This is a genomic window from Shewanella sp. SR1, from assembly GCF_020447145.1.
GTDB lineage: Bacteria > Pseudomonadota > Gammaproteobacteria > Enterobacterales > Shewanellaceae > Shewanella > Shewanella baltica.
The window spans coordinates 17706-37483 of sequence record NZ_JAJAEF010000015.1 but is presented as its reverse complement, the minus strand read 5'-3'; the positions used below and the strand labels follow the sequence as shown (position 1 = coordinate 37483).

16 protein-coding genes are annotated in these 19778 nt (G+C 48.8%); 5 read left to right on the top strand and 11 right to left on the bottom strand.

Annotated elements, in window-relative coordinates; all coding sequences use genetic code 11:
- Positions 1-5 precede the first annotated feature (5 nt).
- The 4 genes from KV201_RS14500 to KV201_RS14485 all read left to right on the top strand — a co-directional run bounded on the left by KV201_RS14500 (position 6) and on the right by KV201_RS14485 (position 3962).
- Positions 6-1634 carry an alpha/beta hydrolase gene (locus KV201_RS14500; protein WP_226059748.1) on the top strand — a complete coding sequence of 543 codons (1629 nt, stop codon included), beginning with the start codon at positions 6-8 and terminating at the stop codon, positions 1632-1634.
- Positions 1635-1637: 3 nt separating this feature from the next.
- Entirely contained in the window at positions 1638-2372 is a 735-nt protein-coding gene (locus KV201_RS14495) for an ATP-binding cassette domain-containing protein (RefSeq protein WP_226059747.1), read from the top strand.
- 94 nt (positions 2373-2466) lie between these two features.
- The gene (locus tag KV201_RS14490) at positions 2467-3606 is read left to right on the top strand and encodes an ABC transporter permease (RefSeq protein ID WP_226059746.1); all 1140 of its coding nucleotides are present in this window, start codon (positions 2467-2469) and stop codon (positions 3604-3606) included.
- Positions 3607-3713: 107 nt separating this feature from the next.
- A complete protein-coding gene (locus KV201_RS14485) occupies positions 3714-3962 on the top strand; it encodes a hypothetical protein (RefSeq protein ID WP_226059745.1) in 249 nt (82 codons plus the stop codon).
- 72 nt (positions 3963-4034) lie between these two features.
- Here the strand turns inward: KV201_RS14485 and mog are convergent, their stop codons facing one another.
- The 4 genes from mog to KV201_RS14465 form a co-directional block, all read right to left on the bottom strand.
- Entirely contained in the window at positions 4035-4568 is a 534-nt protein-coding gene (gene mog, locus KV201_RS14480; RefSeq protein WP_006083754.1) for a molybdopterin adenylyltransferase, read from the bottom strand.
- A gap of 255 nt (positions 4569-4823) precedes the next feature.
- A complete protein-coding gene (locus KV201_RS14475) occupies positions 4824-5783 on the bottom strand; it encodes a carbohydrate kinase (protein WP_226059744.1) in 960 nt (319 codons plus the stop codon).
- 119 nt (positions 5784-5902) lie between these two features.
- A complete protein-coding gene (locus KV201_RS14470) occupies positions 5903-8299 on the bottom strand; it encodes a TonB-dependent receptor (protein ID WP_012586370.1) in 2397 nt (798 codons plus the stop codon).
- Positions 8300-8577: 278 nt separating this feature from the next.
- Positions 8578-9798, bottom strand: a complete 1221-nt coding sequence (locus KV201_RS14465; protein WP_226059743.1) for a sugar MFS transporter — start codon at positions 9796-9798, stop codon at positions 8578-8580.
- A gap of 261 nt (positions 9799-10059) precedes the next feature.
- On the opposite strand from KV201_RS14465, the gene gtfA reads away from it, so the two are divergent.
- Entirely contained in the window at positions 10060-11538 is a 1479-nt protein-coding gene (gtfA, locus tag KV201_RS14460; protein WP_226059742.1) for a sucrose phosphorylase, read from the top strand.
- A 108-nt stretch (positions 11539-11646) separates the two neighbouring features.
- Here the strand turns inward: gtfA and KV201_RS14455 are convergent, their stop codons facing one another.
- From KV201_RS14455 to KV201_RS14425, 7 genes are all read right to left on the bottom strand, one after another.
- A complete protein-coding gene (locus tag KV201_RS14455) occupies positions 11647-12678 on the bottom strand; it encodes a LacI family DNA-binding transcriptional regulator (RefSeq protein WP_012196489.1) in 1032 nt (343 codons plus the stop codon).
- A 92-nt stretch (positions 12679-12770) separates the two neighbouring features.
- Positions 12771-14234: an MFS transporter gene (locus tag KV201_RS14450; protein ID WP_006084820.1), complete on the bottom strand. Its 1464-nt coding sequence runs from the start codon at positions 14232-14234 to the stop codon at positions 12771-12773.
- Between the two features lie 59 nt (positions 14235-14293).
- On the bottom strand, positions 14294-14758 hold the full coding sequence (locus tag KV201_RS14445) for an NlpC/P60 family protein (RefSeq protein ID WP_226059741.1): 465 nt from the start codon (positions 14756-14758) through the stop codon (positions 14294-14296).
- Between the two features lie 136 nt (positions 14759-14894).
- Positions 14895-15632: a sulfite exporter TauE/SafE family protein gene (locus tag KV201_RS14440; protein ID WP_006083762.1), complete on the bottom strand. Its 738-nt coding sequence runs from the start codon at positions 15630-15632 to the stop codon at positions 14895-14897.
- Between the two features lie 134 nt (positions 15633-15766).
- Complete coding sequence (locus tag KV201_RS14435; RefSeq protein WP_226059740.1) at positions 15767-17011, bottom strand: MFS transporter; 1245 nt, start codon at positions 17009-17011, stop codon at positions 15767-15769.
- A 107-nt stretch (positions 17012-17118) separates the two neighbouring features.
- Entirely contained in the window at positions 17119-17850 is a 732-nt protein-coding gene (locus KV201_RS14430) for a LytTR family DNA-binding domain-containing protein (RefSeq protein ID WP_012586364.1), read from the bottom strand.
- Positions 17844-19517, bottom strand: a complete 1674-nt coding sequence (locus tag KV201_RS14425; RefSeq protein WP_006083765.1) for a sensor histidine kinase — start codon at positions 19515-19517, stop codon at positions 17844-17846. The genes KV201_RS14430 and KV201_RS14425 overlap by 7 nt, the downstream gene beginning before the upstream one ends.
- Positions 19518-19778 lie beyond the last annotated feature (261 nt).

The window sequence follows — 19778 nt, the reverse complement described above, 5'->3', positions numbered from 1 at the left end:
CGCGCATGATAGATAGCATGACACACAGGAAGTTAAGCAAAACCGCTCAACGCCCTTCGCCAACTCGGTCACGGCATGGCGCTAATGCCACATGGCGCATGTTAAGCATGAGCGCACTTATGCTGGCGATGGCAAGTACGACGACGTGGGCGAGTGATGTGAAAAGCCAACAGATACTAGCGGCGGCTGATATCGCTAGGAACATGGCGAATAACACAGACACTTGTTATGTGGAAGGCGTATCCGATCGCCTAAAATGCGGTTTTGTGACTGTGCCAGAAAACCCTAACAAACCCGATGGCAAACAGATCCAAGTGCATTACGTCGTCTTGCCCGCGGTGAAAAACGTCAACCATGAAGAAGCCTTGCTCGCCATTGCCGGAGGCCCAGGACAATCGGCCATAGACAATGCCGCGGGTTTCGATGCCATGCTGAGCAAAGTCCGCCAACAGCGGGATATCTTGCTGATCGACCAAAGGGGCACAGGCCGCTCGAATCTGCTGACCTGTGATGAAGGCGCGCAATCTCCACTGTCATTCGATGATGACAATGCCGACACTTTAGCCGAAACCCAAAAATGCTTAGCCAAAATCGATGCCGACGTCACCCAATACGGTAGCCTCAACGCGATCAAAGACTTCGAAGCTGTGCGCCAGCATTTAGGCTACAAAAAACTGCATGTTTACGGCATCTCCTACGGCACGCGTATGGCGCAGCTTTACATGCGTTTATACCCGGCACACTTAGCCACAGTGACCTTAGACGGCATAGTGCCGATGCAACAAAGCGTATTAGAAATCGGCGCGTCGATTGATCGGGGCTTTGATTTACTCTTTAAAGATTGCCAAGAAACCGCCACTTGTCATACGCAATTCCCTGAGCTGAAAGCCGAATTCGACCAAGTCGCGGCCTCACTCGCCAAAGCGCCTGTGATGGAAAACGTCTACGATCCTGTCACAGGTGAAAAGACCATGCTGACAATGACGCGCGGTAAGTTCTACGGCTCCATCCGCATGGCGCTGTATCAAGCCAATGTGCGCGCCTTAGTGCCCCATGCGATTCATCAAGCCGCGAAACACAACTTCCAACCCATACTCGGTTTGTATTCCCTCACTATCGACAATGCTGGCATGGCGATGGGTATGCACGCATCCGTGGTCTGTGGCGAAGATATGCACCGTATTACCCCAGCTATGCGCGAGCAGGCTCAGCATTCCTTTATGGGCAAAACTATGCTCGAAGGCTTAGAAGCCACGTGTGAAGTATGGAAAGTCCCCGCGGTCGATGACAGCTTTAGCGAGCCCATCAGCAGCGATATTCCGACCTTGTTGTTATCCGGCGAAATCGACCCTGCGACACCACCGAGTTGGGGCGAATTAGCGATGGAAAAACTCACCAATGCCAAGCACTTTGTCGCCCCCTATGCGACCCACGGCGTGGCCTATCAATCCTGCGCTAATAACCTTATCGCCGATCTCGTTCGCTCGGGTTCCGTGAACGATCTCGACGGCGAATGTTTAAAGAAAGATGTGCGCCGCAGCTTTTATTTAAATGCCAGCTCGGTAGAACCGCTTGATGCGACCAGCACAAAAACCACCGCAGATGATAACGCCAGCACTGGGGCCAAGGAGTAAGCCATGATCAAAGTATCCAATCTTTCCAAGCGCATCGGTGACGTGCAGGCGCTCAATGACTTAAGCTTCGTCGCACAAAACGGCCAAATAACAGGATTACTCGGCCCCAACGGCGCGGGTAAAACTACCTGCTTACGCACGATTTTTGGCTTGCTGAAACCCGATAACGGCAAAGCAGAAATCGAAGGCATAGATGTCGCCCTCGACCCTATCGGCGCTAAGCAGCAACTCGGATTATTCCCCGACCCTTTTGGTCTGTACGAACGCTTAACCCCACGCGAATACATTCGTTATTTTGCCGAGCTAAGCGGCTTATCATCCAAGGATGCTAAGGAGGCCACCAGCCTAGTGATTGCTAAATTACGTTTAGAAGACATTAGCGATCGCCGCTGCAAAGGCTTCTCCCAAGGCCAAAGGATGAAAACCGCCCTCGCACAAGCCATAGTCCACAGCCCGAGTAATATTATCCTCGACGAACCAACCCGTGGACTCGATGTGATGAGCACTCGCCTGCTGCGTGACATTCTTATCGACCTTAAGAATCAAGGACATTGCGTGCTGTTCTCTAGCCATGTGATGCAAGAAGTCGCCGCGCTATGTGACCAAGTGATCGTCATGGCCCAGGGCAGAGTCGTCGCCATTGGTAGCCCAACTGAACTGTGCACCCAAACGGGCAAAGACACACTCGAAGAAGCCTTTATTCAACTGATCGGTACAGATGAAGGGATAGCGGCATGATGACTCAGCAAAGATTACGCCCGCAGGTTTTAACCTTTAAGAGCTTGATATGTAAAGGCGTGGCATTTAAGAACATGGTTAAAGGAATGACAGCATGAATAAAATAATGGCTATGGTTCGTAAAGAACTCATCGATGCCGCCCGCGATAAGCGCTCTGTGATGGCGGGGCTTTATTACGCCATCGGCACGCCGCTGATCATGTGCGGCCTGTTTATGGTGTTAATTGGTCAGCTGACAAGTCCAGACGATCTAAAAATCACTATCACCAATCCCGATAAAGCGCCGGATTTAGTGCGCTTTTTATCTAATAAAGGCATCAGCAGTGGTGAAGCGAAGGACAGTGAGCTTAAAGCCATAGAGCTTATCATCAGTCCCGACTATGCCGCGCAGATGAATCAGGGCAAAGGCGCCGAGATCACTATTGTTGCCGATAATTCCGATGAAAAACTGCAAAACTCGATTCGCAGACTCGAGAAGCAACTGCAGTCCTACAGCACAGAAATGGGCAGCCTACGGCTGATTGCCCGCGGTATCGATCCCCGCGTGATGCAGCCACTGAAGGTCAGTGTCCACGACCAAGCGACCACAGATTCGAAGGGCGGGATGATCTTAGGTATCGCGATTTTCACTATGATTTACTCGGTATTTATCTCGGGCATGAACCTCGCCATAGATACTAGCGCGGGTGAGCGCGAACGTAACTCGCTAGCTCTGTTACTCAGTCATCCATTGACCACACGCCAGTTAGTGCTGTCGAAAATCATCGCCGTGAGTCTGTTTGCCCTCTTAGGCTTAGTGCTGATTTTGCTGGTGTCTAAAGTCGCCTACACCTTTGTACCTTGGCAGGAGTTAGGCTTTAGCGTCAACATCACCACAGAATTTATGGCGCTGATGTTAGTGGTCGGTATCCCTGTTGCGTTAATGGCCGCTTGCCTGCAATTGTTTGTGTCTTTTATGGCGAAAACCTTTAAGGAAGCACAGTCCTATCTGACTATGGTGCTGTTTGTACCCTTAGCCTTGTCGATGGCCGCCAGCTACAACATAGCGCCAGATATGCTGCAGTGGCTGCCGGTCTCGGGTCAGCAACAGGCATTAATGGACTTTATCAAAGGTAAAGACTTGCCCATGTTGCAGTTATTCGTTTCGACCTTAGGCACACTCGCCATCGCGGTACTACTCGCCTTTGGCATGGAAAGGTCGCTCAAGAGTGAAAAAGTGATCTTCGGTTTGTAGGATGCTTCGATTGATAAACTTGGGGCAATAAACTTTAACCGACAAACTTGGGAACGACTATCATGTCGTTCCCAAGTTGAAAACCTCAACAGTAATGGGAGTTTGTTATGGAAAACGAATATGTCTTAATGGTGATTATGGTCACCTTCATCATAGGAATCAGTGCCACTGAGATGTTTAAACACTATCTAAAGGCGCGCCAACTTGGAGTAGGCGCCACAGACGATAGCCACCTTATGGATAAAGTGACTCAACTCAGCCTACAAAACCAAGCGCTAATCGAGCGAGTGCAAGTGCTTGAAAAAATAGTGACAGAGCCAGAGTACGATCTAAAGCAACAGATTAATCAGTTATGAGCCCTCAGCTCACAAAAAAATAAAGCCACTGAATTTTCAGTGGCTTTATTTTTTACATACTCAATTGCAAGATTACTTAGCCTTAGGCCTGAATGGCTTGATCACGGCTTCGTTGCACTCTAAATACGGGCCTTCCATCAAGTCGATACAGTACGGAATGGCGGGGAACACGGCATCTAAACATTCGCGAATCGATTTTGGCTTGCCGGGCAAGTTCACGATCAATGAATCACCCCGTAAGCCTGCGGTTTGGCGCGATAAAATGGCAGTGGGGACAAATTTTAATGACTCAGCGCGCATCAACTCACCAAAGCCTGGCATCATGCGATCGCATACGGCTTCTGTGGCTTCTGGGGTGACATCGCGTTTCGCTGGGCCAGTGCCGCCAGTGGTGACAATCAAACAGCAATCTTGCTCGTCGGCCATTTTGATCAGCGTCGCTTCAATCACATCCTGCTCATCGGGGATCACTTGATAAATCGGCTCCCACTCGCTGGTGAGGTAGTCGTTGAGCGTGTCGATAATCGCCTTGCCTGAGATATCTTCATAAATCCCCGCGCTGGCGCGATCGCTTACCGTCACAATACCGATTTTTGCTTTGCTCATAGGAAATCCCCAATGATGTTGAAATAAAACCCTGCCGAAATAAAAAATGTCGACATCTAGCATGGAAGAAGCCGCTGCAGCTTCGACCTTAAGTCGCAGCTAAAATAGCATAAATGCTCGGAAAAGGGGGCGACTAAAACGTGATTGGGTTCGCGCTATGCTATTGAAAAATGGTGGGCGGAAAAACTAAAAGACAAAAAATCCAAGGCAAACTCAACAGGCTCGCCTTGGATTTTATCGTTAATGCAGTCAGGTTTAGCTAACCTGCGCCAACGTAGGTAAGGAGGGAAACGCGCCTTTTTGCCCGCAGGTAATTGCGCCACAGCGAGTTGCAAACCCCACCGCCGCCTCTAAGTGCGCTTTGCTTTCGAGCCTTTGTTTCAAGGTCAAATTGCCTAAATCGTATTCCAGCTCTAAGCCTAAGGCGAACAGGAAGCCTGAGATAAAACTGTCGCCCGCGGCCGTGGTATCGACGGCTGAGATTTTGGGGACGGGAACGCTAAACCTTTGCTGCGCTGTGATGCATTGCACTGGGTTGGCGCCATCGGTGACCAAAATCACCTCAACCCCTTGGGCGAGGCAGAACTGCAGATAATCTTCAAAGCTCTTATCCCGCGCCAGCGCTAAATAGTCCGCTTCTTCACGGCTCATTTTCAGCACTTGAGTGTAGCGAAAACACTGCTCAACACGCTCGGCCAGCAAGGACGTATCCTGCCACAGGGATAAACGCAGGTTCACATCGAAACTCACTAAGGTCGCGAATGCATTGGCACAACGCGCACCATAAAGGCTAGTGTTAAAGATGGCGGTTTCGGTAAAGGTATTCGAGCAAAGATGAAAGATATCAATTCCCTGCCATGGGATATTGTCAAAATGCTGATTGCTGTAGCGCATGTCGGCTGTGCCATTTCGGTTGAACTCAAAGGTGCGCTCACCCTGTTCATCTAAATTGACCAACACAGTCGCGGTAGCGGCGCCCGGCACTTCGGCCAAATAATCGATCGCCACGCCCTGCTCTGCAAGGGCTTGCTTTAACATAACACCATAATGATCTGCACTGATGCCGCCGGCAAAGTAACTCTTACCGCCGAGTTTAGCGTAACCCACCGCCACATTGGCGGGCGCGCCACCCGCAATCGGCTGATGATGTTTGCCCGTGGCATCGGTTGGCAGCAAGTCCACTAACACCTCACCGAAACTGAGTAATACCGTCATTTTCACTCCAACTTTGTTTTCTATATTCTGCACTTTGTAGCAGGCAAAAAGCCCACTTTCATGGGCTGTTTTGGGCTTAGCATTTTTTCTGTAAAAACAGTTTCTGTAGCAAGATCCGCTTAGAACTCGTATTTAAGCGTCGCACTCGTGGTGCGGCCATTAATGGTACGGGCACGGATGATATTGTTATCAGGGATTGAGCCTTCTTCCGCCTCAGTAATACCCGTGACATTAAACAAGTTGTTGACGTTTAAAGACACACTCATGGCTTCGGTCAGATTGTAAGTCGCAAAGGCATTCACTTGGTTGTAGCCGTCGAAACTTAAGTCGTTATTATCTTGAGCATAAGAATCCGTGGTACCGATTAAATTAACGCCCACTGAACCTTGGTCAAAGTTGTAACGGCCCATCAAAGAGTAGATAAAGTCAGCCTGTCTTCTTGGGGTGTTACCCACCACTTCTGGCGTTAATGCATCTTTAGCAATCTCAGCATCGGTCCAGGTCAGGTTGCCTCTAAAGTCGAAGTCACCGATAAAATAGGCCGACTCGATTTCGATACCTTTGGCTTTGTACTTACGGTCGAAGAAACGTTGGCTGGTGGCCTCAAAGTTTTGCTCTTCGGTTTCTGAGTAGAACGCCGTCGCAAACACAGACAGATCATCGTAACGGTACTTAACACCTAATTCATACTGGTCAACGATATCAACCGCATCTTCCTTCGCCACTGAACCATCGGCACGCACCTTACCAAATAACAGACGGTCGGCATTGGCGCGGCCACCATGACTCAAGCGTGCAAAAGCAGCTAAGTCACTGGCAAACTGATAGTTAGCACCTAATGAGTAAGAGGTGTAGCTCCAATCGTAGTTCACTGGCTGAGGATTCGCATTATCGATGGAAGACACGCTCTGCTCAGGGATTGAAATCACCCCATCGAGATTCATATCCACTTGCGATTGCACGCTACCTGCGTAGTTACCGCTCGCATCACCACTGTCATAACGCACACTGGCATCGAGCGATAAGTCACCAAAACTCGAGGCTAACGCGAGGTAAGGCGCTTTAATGGTGTAGTCGGTATCGTAATTACGTTGGCAACAATTTCCCCAGTAAGGCACGCCATAACCATAGAGGCCGTTGTCAGAATATGCCGTACCATCGGCGGCAACCACATCTAATAGCGCGGCATTATCGCCTTTTACTTCCATCAGATAAGAGTTCCACATCCAGGTCATGCTGATATTTTGCACCGCATTGTAATAACCTAAGGTCACGCTGGTATCGTCGAAGGTTTTAGTCAATTTGAAGTCGTTTACGATTGAGCCAAAGTCATTCATCTGCACATCAAAGGTATTGATACGCATGGCTAAACCGTCCATCTGACTACCAGAATTAGGTCCATTGGCGTAAATCAACTTAGCGCCAGTGCCTGCAATACTGGTCGCGATGTCGCTACCGTTTGCCACTTCGGCTGGGAATGGCGCGATGAAGTTACCGCTCACATCGGAGAAACGGAAACGGTTTTCGACCTGCCAATCGTTACCTAAATCAAAGGAGGCTTCTAAGCCGACAGAATTAACCACAGGATTCATGCCATCGCGCATATCGCCACGGCGACGTTCGCCATCGGCACCTAAGCTCAAGGTTGATTGGAAATAAGCGGATTGAATCGCATCGGATTTAGCATCAAAACCTGGGATTGAACTGCCATCCGAGTACATAGGCATAGGTAAGTAACCAATGCTTTTATCGTCTAAATGTTTGAAATACAGACGAACATAACCCTTATCGAATTCTTTGGTTAAGTTAGCTTTGATCTGGCCGCCTTTGTTGGCGTTATAGCCAGCGTCGCGTGGGCCTTCGCCCGTGCGCACAAAACCGCCCACATGGAAACGCAGGCTGTCGTTGATGCTAGTGCCGTATTCAAAGTCGGTACGGAAAGTGTCGTAATCCAGCCCTAGAGTGGTAGCAACACTGCCCGAATCCGAGGTGCCCGTTTTACTGATCACGTTGATAATGCCGCCGGGCGCATTACTGGCTGCAGTCGATGCCGAGCCACCACGGATAGATTCAATGGTTTGCACTGTTGAATCTAAGCGTAAAAAGATGTCTGCGTTACCGAAGGCGATATCGCCAAACTGTAGGATTGGCAATCCATCTTCTTGAATTTGTAGGAACTTAGCACCACCAGACGCCACAGGTAAACCACGCACGGCAATGTTAGCGTTACCTTCGCCACCAGTAGACTCAACCTTCATCCCCGGAATAATACGAAATGCCTCGGCCGATGAACGTGGTGAGCTCACTTCCAGCTCAGCCAGTGACACGCTGCTGACTGACACACTCGAGTCCATAACACGAGTGCCGCGGGCAACCCCAGTCACGGTAATTCTTTCTAAACCTAACGCGTCTTTCTTGGCTTCTTCCTGTTGTGGTGCTTCGGCTGCCCAAAGGTGAGAACTCACCAACACGGCCAATGTACTTAACAAGAATTTCTGTGATGTGCTTTTTATCATTTTTATGTCCCCACCCATATTTGAGATGCAGCCCTATCTCCCCATGGCTGCATCTACCGAATTGTGATTAATCGAAGAACCATCTTAGTGATTGCTCAAGGCCATATCGAACTTAACCTCGAATTAACTTAATCGATTAAGTTAACAAGTTAGCAACTTAACAACAAAAAGCAAGTGCGTTTTTTGCACAGTTTTGGTTCGCACTCTGGATGAATTAGGTCAAAGTATTGATTAATTAAAGAAATGTGACAGAAAAATATTTTCTGTCACAACCCCAATTAGTGCGCTTCAGCCGTTAACAAATGACGAGCAGGATCTTTAACGAGATTAAATCCGCTCAGGAGGCATAACAAAATGGCAAAACCAGTGGCGAGGTAGAAGCCATATTTAACATGGCCGAAAATATCGCCCACTAACCCCATCAACAAGGGCCCAACGGCAGCGGACACGGCAGTAAAAAACAGAATCACCCCAGCCACAGAGCCATGCTGATCTACGGGAAAACAACTAATCCCCTTAGAATTGAGCGTGGGATACATCATCGACATAAACAGCCCGGACAAGGGCAACAAGATAACAGCGGCCTCAATGCCGTAGATCATAGACCCAAGATAACAAGCACTTATCGCGAAGCTAAACCAGAACATCACTTGCTGCCACGGAAAGCGATCGAGCACCCACCCCCCTAAAAAGCGCCCACCCGCACGCAGGGTAAAGAAGATCGTCAAGGCATAAGCGGCCAAGGTGGTGTAATCACCTTGATAGCTTTGCAGCAAGGTCGGCATCCACACGTAAATCGCCACTTCGGTGGCAACGTATAAACCTATCGCGAGTGAAAACCCTAATGCATAAGGGTTTTTCATCATCTTAAAGGTGCTGCCAAGGTTAATGGCATCCGTCGAGGAACGTTTAATTTGTGGATAATCCGCCCGGTAAGCTAACCAGCACAGCACTAAACAGAAGCAACCCGCGCCAAAATACAAATATTTCCAAGAGACGCCGCTGATCAGTAAATAACTGACGATGGCCGGCCCTATCATGGCACCCACACCAAAGTAGCCCTCCACCGTATTCATAGTGCTCGAATGCTGTTTTGAGGAAGTCGAGATATCGCCAATAAGCCCGAGTGCGCCGGTTTTAAAGACGCCAATCGCCGTGCCGACAAAGGCGAGTAGGAACAAGAAATAGTAAAACGACTCCCCCAGCGCGAACATAAAACAGGCGAGCGCGAATAATAATAACCCCAATAGAATGGTTAACTTACGCCCAATCTTATCTGCTAAGAAGCCTAAAAACAGTCCACTCATCGCGATAAAAATCATCGGCATATAATGGAAAGCACTGGCCTGCGACATGGACAAACCAAACTGGGATATCAACTCAGGAATAATGACGCCCACGGCATCTGAGGTCATAGCGAACATGAAAAACATTAAATATGTGAGTACCCGAATACGGGTGTGATTGCGGTTATCGCAACCTTTTGAATCACTTACCATACCATTTCACCTTATCGTTATTATACCTACTCGCTCTCATCAGCTCAGTAACAGCATGCTGAAAGGGTTTAGGCTTTTGTGTACAGCAGTGAGCCAGCCTCCCCCAAAACTTGAGACTAACTCAAAAATCCAACAAACCACTTGAATAATGTTTCATATTGGTTAAATATATAACTTAATCGATTAAGTTTAGTTGTGCAATCAATTAAAGGATTGCCATAAACCTTTACTCTAAAAAGACAACTCAAGCGTGGGCAAAGTATGAAAAACCAAGTGCAACTGATCACCTATGTCGACAGAATTACCAATGCAGGGCTCAAGGAGCTCAAAGCGCTACTCGATGACGAGTTGCAAGGTCTATTCGGCGGCGTACATCTTTTGCCTTTCTATTTCCCCATTGACGGCAGCGATGCGGGTTTCGATCCGATAGACCATGTGCAAGTCGATTCACGCTTAGGCAATTGGGATGACGTTAAACGCATTGGTGACGACTACGACATCATGGCCGACCTTATCGTTAACCACATGTCCGCCGAATCGCCAGAATTTAAAGACGTGCTCAAGCACGGCAAACAATCGGCTTACTGGGATTTATTTTTAACCAAAGACAAGGTATTTCCTGAGGGGTTAAGCGAGCAAGATCAAGCCGCTATCTATCGTCCGCGTCCGGGCAGTTGTTTTAGCACTTACACCTTAGCCGATGGCTCGACCGAAGAGTTTTGGACCACCTTTACCCGCAATCAAATCGATATCGACGTTCATTCCGCCGCGGGTAAAGATTATTTAAACCGAGTGCTGGCGCGTTTCGACCACAGTAAAGTGAATCTGATCCGCTTAGATGCTGCGGGTTATGCAATTAAAAAGCCCGGCACTAGCTGCTTTATGATTGAAGAGTCCTTCGAGTTCGTGGATAAGTTAGCTAAGCAAGCCAATGCGTTAGGTATGACAACGCTGGCCGAAATCCATTCGCACCACATGACTCAGGTCGAAATCGCCAAGCGGGTCGACATGGTGTACGACTTCGCCCTCCCACCGCTCATCTTGCACACGCTGTTTAGCCAAGATTGCCAAGCCTTGACCCACTGGCTGGAAATGGCGCCACGCAACTGCATTACCGTACTCGACACCCACGACGGCATCGGTATTATCGACGTCGGCCCTATGGATGGCTTGCGCGGATTATTGACCGAAAATCAAATCGATAATCTGGTTGAAACCATACATGGCAACAGTAAGGGCGAGAGTCTACAAGCCACAGGCGCGGCCGCCAGCAACGTCGATTTGTATCAAATCAACTGCACCTATTACGATGCCCTCGGTCAGAATGACCTAGATTACTTGATGGCGCGGGCGATTCAGTTTTTCGCACCGGGTATTCCGCAGGTGTATTACGCGGGTCTGCTGGCGATTCCAAACGATATGGAGCTGCTCAACAACACCCATGTCGGTCGCGATATTAATCGTCCTTACTTGAACCGTGAAAAAGTGCAGCAAGCCATGCAGAAACCTGTCGTTAAGGCGCTGACTCAGCTGATTAAACTGCGTAATAGCAGCCCAGCCTTCGATGGCCGCTTTACGATGGCATCAGCAGAACGCACGTTAACCTTATCTTGGACAGCGGCCGATTCGCAGGCAAGTCTCACCCTCGACTTTGCCAATAAAGATGGCCTAATTATCCTTTTAGATAAGCAAGGTAAAGAGACACAAGTGTCGTTATCAAAACTGTTGGCTCAAGCATAAGCTTGCGTTCCTGTTCGGGCTTGAGTTTAAGTTCAAGCTAAGCGGTATAGTTTTGAGATAGCAAAAAGGCGCATTGAATGCGCCTTTTTTAGTTAAAAGATGTAGCGATTAGCAGCTCTTACCGAGACGTAATTCATAACCCAAAACTTCCGCATGCACGGCGTCACTAACAAACATTTGCGCCGCTTTTCGGCCCTTCTGCTCAGAGTATTGATAGACAGTCGTTAACGGCGGATTTGAACGTGTGCCTTCATCTATGCCATCAAAGCCCACGACTCGCACATCTTCGGGAACATTCAGCCCCATGGCCTGCGCCTCACCGAGCACACTCAAGGCGATTAAGTCACTCATGCATAAAAACACATTCGGCCGTGGAGTCGAGTTCAATGCTTCTTTTGCCGCTATCGCCGCATAGTCGGCATTGCTCTCGGGGATATTCCAAATGCGGTCCTGCCCCAGTACAACGCCCACTTCTTCAATCGCTTGCAAGTAACCCTGTAATCTTTGATGGGCAACAGAGGTGTCGATTTCTAACAAATTCAAATCATAAACGCGGCAAGTTAAGTGGGTATCAAGCAAACGTAGCCCCAAAATGGCCACATTGTCCGCGGGCGACTGCAATGCCAGTTTCGCTACTTCATAGGCAGCTAACTTATTGTCTATGCTCACAGATGCATTGCGGTGGATATCAAAATCGACCGTGACGACCTTTTTCTTTACCTGCTTTAATTGCTCGGCCAACAGGGCATTGCGCGGGCGACCATAACAAATAAAACCATCCACAAAGTCGGCCACCGCATTCACGCTGTCTGAGCTGCCCGAAAACAGTAGCAAATTGAGTTTCTCTTGCTCCAAGACAGAGGCTACGCCCTTCATAAATTTACTGGCGACGGGATCAGACACCATGTATTCCACGCTGTCCGACAATACCAAGGCGACAGTATCGAACTTGCCCTTGCGTAGGGATTGAGCCGCTTTATTTGGCCCGAAATATCCCAACTTAGTGCAGGCAGCTAAAATGTCGTTACGACGTTTTTCCGATAATTGGTCGGGGCGATTAAACGCGTTAGAAACAGTGGCATTAGAGACACCCAACTCGTTGGCTATGCTCTTTAGGGTCCAGTGTTTTGTTGTTGTCATGCTTATGTCCTGGAATCGAATAAGGCCACAAAAATACGGCTCAGCGCAAATAGTACACGGCTTAAATGGGTCGTGCACCTGCAAATCTAGGCTTAATGCGCAGTTTCGCTATCGTGATCTTTTAATGCCGTTGCAGGGGATAGAAAACCGACTATCGCGGCACACAATGCCACACCCGCAGCGGCCATAAATCCATATTGGAAGGCGTGATGCACTACCTCTGTCGGCAGTGTTTTAATGGCGGCGATGCCAAGCTCTGAACCCGTGAGTGGCAACAGACTATAAAGCAGCACACTAAACAGCGCAGTACCAATAGCAGCACCCATAGAACGACACAGCGACACCATGGCCGTGATCTGGCTGAGTCGCGCTTTGCCAGACACGCTCTGCACCACAAGCTGCACGCTTGGCATCACAGTGCCTAATCCTATTCCGACCAACACACCTAAGCCGCCGATCACATTGGCATTAGGCGGCACAAAGCTAATCAATAACAAGCCGATGAAAGCTAAGCCCATACCAAAGGTCGGCAACCACTTAGGCGCGACATCTTTGCTTAACAGTCGGCCCGCAATCGTCGAGCCAGTGACAATACCAAAGGTCATAGGCAAGAGCAGCAAGCCGGTTTTGGCGGGATTAGTGTGTAAACCCACTTGCAGATAAATCGGCAGGAAGAAGATCATCGCAAACAAACAGGCCGCAAACAACGCCGCCGTCAGCAGTGGCATATACACGGCCTTCTTCGCCAGTAAATCTAACGGCAGAAACGGGCTCGCCAATCGCCGCTCCCACAATAACAAGCCTAAAATGCCGAACACCACAAAGACGGCAAAGCCTAAGCTGGTCGCAGAAAGCCAAGCAAACTCTTGCCCCGCCACAGATAACCAATATAACAGTGCGGTGATAATGGTCGGAAACAAGACCACGCCCACTAAATCAAACTTGCCTTGGCGTACGGGTTTAACGCTGCGCTTATGCAGCCCATTGAGTCGCCATACCGCTAGCATAGCCAGTGGAATATTCGCCCAAAATAGCCAATGCCACGAATAAGCGTGCACCACAATACCGCCAATGACAGGGCCGCCAACACTCGCGAGGGTAAACATTGCGGCAAAATACCCTTGGAAACGCGCCCGCTGCCGAATGGGGACTAACTCGCCAATCAAAGATTGAGACAAACTCATCAAGCCGCCACCGCCCATGCCCTGCAAAATACGTCCGGCGATCATGTGATCCATAGTGCCCGCACTCGCCGAAACGATGGATCCCAGTGCAAAAATCACTATGGCGATCATCAGGATTTTCGCGCGACCGAAGTTATCCCCTAACCAGCCATAAATCGGCACAGAAGCGGCCATCGCCAGCATATAACCGATAGTGATCCACGAGGCTTGGCGCAGGCCGCCAAGATCTTCAACTATGGCTGGCGTCGCCGTTGCGAGTAAGGTTTGATCGACCGCCGCCAAAAACATGGGCAAGAATACGGCCGAGAAAATGGCGAGAAAAACAGAAGTCGGTAAAGGGTCACTCTGGGATAACGCAGGCTCTAAGGACATATTGTCTCCGCTAACTCATCAGCCCAAGTGCATAAAAGAAAGTGCATAAAGAAGATGTGCTAAATTCGCCGTGCATTCCAATACTTAGACGCCCAATAACTGTTATGCAGGCTCGAAATCTTCACCCCTTGGCTAGTGGAAACATGGAGGAAATTATCGTCTCCCACATAAATGCCGACATGGTGCGTGCTCCAACCTGTCTTGAAAAATACCAAGTCGCCCTTGCGCAGTTGATTTCTCGGCACAGGTTTCCCTAGGGCTTGCTGTTCTTCAACCGTGCGCGGCAAGGTCATACCCAACATCTTCTGATAGGCAACCGACACAAAGGCCGAGCAATCTATGCCCCGCTTAGTGCCACCGCCTAAACGATAGGGCACACCGCGCCACTCAGAATGCAGTTCGGAGATATTGCTATCGTTCCAAACCGTGGCGGGTTCAACTTGCTTTACCACAGGGTTAGGTTCTGGCGCGCTAGCACAAGCGCCAAGGCCTAAGGCTAAGATAACTATCAATAATCGTTTCATAGCTTCAAACTCATTGCAGGCAGATTTCACAGTAACGTAATTTTGAGTTTTTATCAGGTAAATTCAGGGCGGCTGGGGATCAAAATGCCCCAACACCCGCGCACTCTAGCAGACTAATGTAACCCAAAGCTTAAAACTATAACGCCGTCGACAATAAACGCACGCCCACCAGCACCATTAAAATCAAGATGATGCGTTTAAATAACCTGTCGTTAATTTTATCTTGAATAAACAAACCTAGCTTTACCCCTAGCCATGCCAGCGGCACCAGTAACAGAGAAACTAAAATATTCTCTTGGTTAATCTGCCCAAGCAAACTGTAGGGGATAAGCTTGACCAGATTTACCACAGCAAAAAATACCACAGCCGTGGCTAAAAATTCTGCCTTAGCCAAACGCAGCGGTAACAAATAAGCGTTGAGTGGCGGCCCGCCCGCATGGGCAACAAAGCTAGTAAATCCTGCTGTTAAGCCACACAAGCGTCCTACTAGAGGTGAAGGTGATGCTTGGGTTTTATCCCCCAGAATCAAACCATACAAACCAAAACCGAGGGACACACAGCCTAAAATCGCCCGTAGATATTCTTCATTCAACCTATCAAACAACAGATAAGCGATAAAAATACCCACTATTGCCGCGGGCAGTAATATCCATAAATGACGCGGATTATGTTGCCCCCACCAAGAACGCACACTTAAAAAATCCATATAAATCAGCAGCGGCAACATAAGCGCCGCCGCTGTGGTAGGGCTAATGGCCAGCGCCAATAGCGGGACAGTTAAGCCGCCCACACCACCCGCAAAACCGGATTTAGAAATCCCCGTAATCAAGACTGCGGGTATCGCCACTAACCAAAAAAGAGGGTCCGTTAACATCAACACATCCTGAATAACGCTTTATGGCTATCAAGTTACCTGTTGTTGAGGTGATAAAAAAGCAAAAAATCCGCAGCCATTTAGCTGCGGATTTTTGTTTTAGCTTTTGGCTAAGCCGGACTAAGTGTTTGTGCTTAAGCCGATTCTGCCGTCATGTTCACTAAGCGCGGTGTACTCTTAGTCGCTTTCTTGGCTGACACTGGGGTTTTAGGCTCTGGCATACGTATGGTTAATGACATCACTAACGCCACCACCAGCAGCACTAAAATCACGTTGAAGGTCGCAATAAAGCCACCGAATAACGAGGCGACAATCGAACCGATAATGCTGCCGACACCAAAACCTAAGTAGATAACCCCATAGTTTTTAGTTAGGTTATTCAGGCCGAAGAAGTCGCTCACCAGTGAGGGATAAACAGTAATTGTGCCACCAAAACTAAAGGCAACGCAGGCTACGGCGACGAAGAACAGATTAGCATTCAAAGGTACAAACAGCAGTAACACCATACCGACTAAAGTGATGATCTGCGCCAGCGAAATAACCCGAATGCGAGGAATTTTGTCCGACAGGATACCCAGCACCAAACGACCACTGAGGTTCGCCATGGCAATTACCGCAACCGCATTAGCAGCGACCAATACTGGCAAGTCGACCATCTTCTCGCCGATATCTTTCGCTACACCAATCACATACAAACCACTCATACAGGCCGACAGGAACATCAATGCCAACATCCAGTATTGTGGTTTACGCATGGCTTCTGCGAGGGTGAAGTCGCGGCTCTCGGCCAGCTGACTTGCGGCTGATTGTGCTGGGGCATCTTTCATCAACATGCCGCCACACAACACCAGCGCCATGGCGATTAAGCCCCAAAGTTGGAAGGTAGTTTCAAGGCCAGTATTTTCGAGTAACAGCACGTTGATGTACTTAAATCCAAGGCTACCTAGACCATAGGCGCCAATCGCTAACGCCGAAATCAGCCCTTTGCGTTCGGGGAACCACTTCACGCAGTTAGATAAAGTCATTAAGTAGCCAGTGCCATCGGCAAAGCCCACTAAAATCCCAGCACACAGGTAAAGCATCATCAAGTTACTGGCTTGGGCTGTGAGTAAGAATCCCAGCCCGAGTAATAGGCCTGCGCCTAAGGTGACATTACGCACACCGAAGCGTTCCTGTAATTTGCCCGCCATGGAAGATGCCACGGCCAAAGACAAACTCAGCAAACCAAATACAAACGCCACTTGGCTGACAGGCTCGTCGAGCTTAGCGGCCAACTGCGCATTGAACAGGCTCCAAGTGTAAACTGAGCCGAGTGCAAACTGGGTGATAATAGTACCAACTAAGGTCAGGTACCGAGTACGGTTCATCTCTTTAGTCATGATGCATCTCGCTTTAGGGGATCAGGAATTGAGTCCACTATAAGAGAGATGCCATTCGCGCCGATCAATTAAGGCATGAAATACAGATCTGCAGGAATGAATGACAATTACAGCCTCATCAGCTGTCGAAAAGCCTTAATATTACTACGGCTAACGGGCACCTCGAACGACAAATCATGCAAGCGGATCAGGTAAGTACTATTGAACCAAGGCACGATTTCGCGGATCTTGTTGATATTGACGCAATAGGAACGGTGGCAGCGGAAAAAGCCCTCGGCGGGCAAGCGGCTGACAAACTCGCTAATGGTCATCTGCATCACATAACGGTCGGTGCGGGTATAGACATAGGTGAGTTTTTCATCAGCCTCGGCGTAATAAATTTGCTCGCAGGGCGTAACGATAATCCGCTCACCTTTGACTAAGTTCACGGTACGACTCGCATTACTCGCGGCTTCATGTTGCGGCTTTGGCGCTTGTCGTCCCACCTGTTCAATCTTCTGCAATAAGCTGATGATCCGCGGCTCATTGTAGGGCTTGAGAATATAATCGAAGGCTTCGAGCTCGAACGCTTCTACCGCAAATTCTTTATAGGCAGTCACAAACACCACATGGGGTGGATGGGTCGATTTATGCAGATTCTTCGCCAACAGTAGGCCATCGATGGATGGAATTTGGATATCCAAAAACACCACATCAACCTCATGATCCTGCAGATATTTAAAGGCCTCCAAGCCATCCTCAAAGCTTGCCACTATGTCTATCTCACTGTGGCTCTTTACTAAATACTCCAGCTCCTCACGGGCCAGATATTCATCTTCAACTATGATGGCTTTTAACATACTTGCGCCTCATTTTCCGGTAAATAAAAGCTGACTTCAGTCCCCGGTTCTAGCCGTTTAAGCTGTAAACCTTCGCCGTACAATAACTTCACCCTCTGGTGCACATTCATTAGCCCAATACTGCTGCTTTCTATGCGACCCGCGGCGACGCCATCTATCACCTCTTGGCTGATGCCATAACCTGTGTCACGCACGGCCACGCGAATGCCAGAATCGAGTTTTTTCACTTCTATGGTCACTCTGCCCGGTGCACTGCGCGGCTGAATGCCGTGCAAAATGGCGTTTTCCACCAGCGGCTGCAACAAGAGGCAAGGCACGCAAAAATGCACATCGTCGACATCGAACACCACTTCAAGCTTGTCGCCAAAGCGCGCCTGCTCGATCGCCACATAATCGCGTACTTGTTTGACTTCCTCTTGGATATCAATAAGCTCATCGCCCTTGGCTAGGTTATAGCGCAGATAATCGGCCAGATTGGCAATCAACTCCCGCGCCTGCTGTGGCCGAATACGGATCAAAGAAGAAATCGCATTGAGGGCATTAAACAAAAAGTGCGGATTAATCTTGCTCTGCAGCGCAGTAAATTCCGCCTTGCGGGTCATCTCTTGCAGTTGCTCAATGCGCGACACTTCCATCTGGGTCGAAATCAACTGCGACAAGCCCACCGCCATCTCTCGCAGCGAGCTGGTAATCCGATAGTTATTGCGATAATAAATCTTCAGCGTACCGCTCACAGTGCCGTTTTCACGCAGCGGGATTATGATGACCGAATGAAAATCCGATAAATGATATTGGCGTAAGTCGTTGTTAATAATGTTTTGATCTAGCTCTATCGCCCTTTGAGTCATCTCGCTAATCGCTTGATGACCATCGACCTCATAGTAATCTTTGCCAACGCCCATATAGGCTAATACATCGCGAGTATCGGTAATCGCCACGGCATCGGCATGGATTTCATTACGGATCACGCCGCACACTTGCTCTAAGGCATGGCGATCAATTTTGCGGAAGAAAGGTAAGGTTTTGTTGGCAATATCCAGCGCGAGCTTGGCCTGCTTGGCGGCAATAAGCTCTTTCTCATCGTCGAGGTCTTGCACTAGTTTGATAATCAGTCCGATACACACAGTGCCCGCAATCATGGGATAGGCAATATGGCTCACAATCTCTACACCCACTTGGTGCGGCTCTGTCAGCAGCCAAATCAACAACATGGTCAGTGTTTCGCACAACATGCCCGCCACAATGCCATAAATCCATAACTTAGATTTGGGGCATTTGTAGTAAATCCAGGTCGCCATTAGACCGGCAATAATGCTGGCGATTAAACACGGGATAGAAGTATCGCCATCCATATCAATCAGATATCTATGCAGCCCCGACAATACGCCCGCAGGAATACCAACCCAAGGGCCAAATAAAATTCCACCGGAAATAATCGCGATAATGCGCACGTTAACCAGCGCGCCTTCAACCTCAATACCGGTATAAGTACTAAACACCGCAAATAAGCAAAATATCGCCGCCACAGAGACCAGCTCTGCGGGAGTGTGATTACGCTTTTGGAATAAACGCTGGAACGGTCGAGTGCGGGTTAAAAAGAACAAGGTCATCAGCATTAATGCCGCCCGTTCAAATACCGCCAGTAACATCATTTGATTTTCGAGCACGCTTTCCCCTTAATCAATCACGCTGAGTGACAGCCTAATTCTATATGTGAATTCTATCTGTGTTAGTGTTAAGCAGTATGCTGAATGGATTACGGCTTAGGCTGGCAATGTCGCCGCCAACACCTGTACCGATAAAAGATAGACTCGATTTTGCAGATCTGACTTAACGCGTGAAGGATAAAAATCACCGAGACTAACCCTGAACTCGTCCGCTATTTACGGCTCGAGTAAAACATCAAACGCTAATGCCCCACATAAATA

Coding starts and splice junctions, on each gene's coding strand:
- KV201_RS14500 (WP_226059748.1), top strand. CDS start 6: ATGATAGATAGCATGACACACAGGAAGTTAAGCAAAACCGCTCAACGC.
- KV201_RS14495 (WP_226059747.1), top strand. CDS start 1,638: ATGATCAAAGTATCCAATCTTTCCAAGCGCATCGGTGACGTGCAGGCG.
- KV201_RS14490 (WP_226059746.1), top strand. CDS start 2,467: ATGAATAAAATAATGGCTATGGTTCGTAAAGAACTCATCGATGCCGCC.
- KV201_RS14485 (WP_226059745.1), top strand. CDS start 3,714: ATGGAAAACGAATATGTCTTAATGGTGATTATGGTCACCTTCATCATA.
- mog (WP_006083754.1), bottom strand. CDS start 4,568: ATGAGCAAAGCAAAAATCGGTATTGTGACGGTAAGCGATCGCGCCAGC.
- KV201_RS14475 (WP_226059744.1), bottom strand. CDS start 5,783: ATGACGGTATTACTCAGTTTCGGTGAGGTGTTAGTGGACTTGCTGCCA.
- KV201_RS14470 (WP_012586370.1), bottom strand. CDS start 8,299: ATGATAAAAAGCACATCACAGAAATTCTTGTTAAGTACATTGGCCGTG.
- KV201_RS14465 (WP_226059743.1), bottom strand. CDS start 9,798: ATGGTAAGTGATTCAAAAGGTTGCGATAACCGCAATCACACCCGTATT.
- gtfA (WP_226059742.1), top strand. CDS start 10,060: ATGAAAAACCAAGTGCAACTGATCACCTATGTCGACAGAATTACCAAT.
- KV201_RS14455 (WP_012196489.1), bottom strand. CDS start 12,678: ATGACAACAACAAAACACTGGACCCTAAAGAGCATAGCCAACGAGTTG.
- KV201_RS14450 (WP_006084820.1), bottom strand. CDS start 14,234: ATGTCCTTAGAGCCTGCGTTATCCCAGAGTGACCCTTTACCGACTTCT.
- KV201_RS14445 (WP_226059741.1), bottom strand. CDS start 14,758: ATGAAACGATTATTGATAGTTATCTTAGCCTTAGGCCTTGGCGCTTGT.
- KV201_RS14440 (WP_006083762.1), bottom strand. CDS start 15,632: ATGTTAACGGACCCTCTTTTTTGGTTAGTGGCGATACCCGCAGTCTTG.
- KV201_RS14435 (WP_226059740.1), bottom strand. CDS start 17,011: ATGACTAAAGAGATGAACCGTACTCGGTACCTGACCTTAGTTGGTACT.
- KV201_RS14430 (WP_012586364.1), bottom strand. CDS start 17,850: ATGTTAAAAGCCATCATAGTTGAAGATGAATATCTGGCCCGTGAGGAG.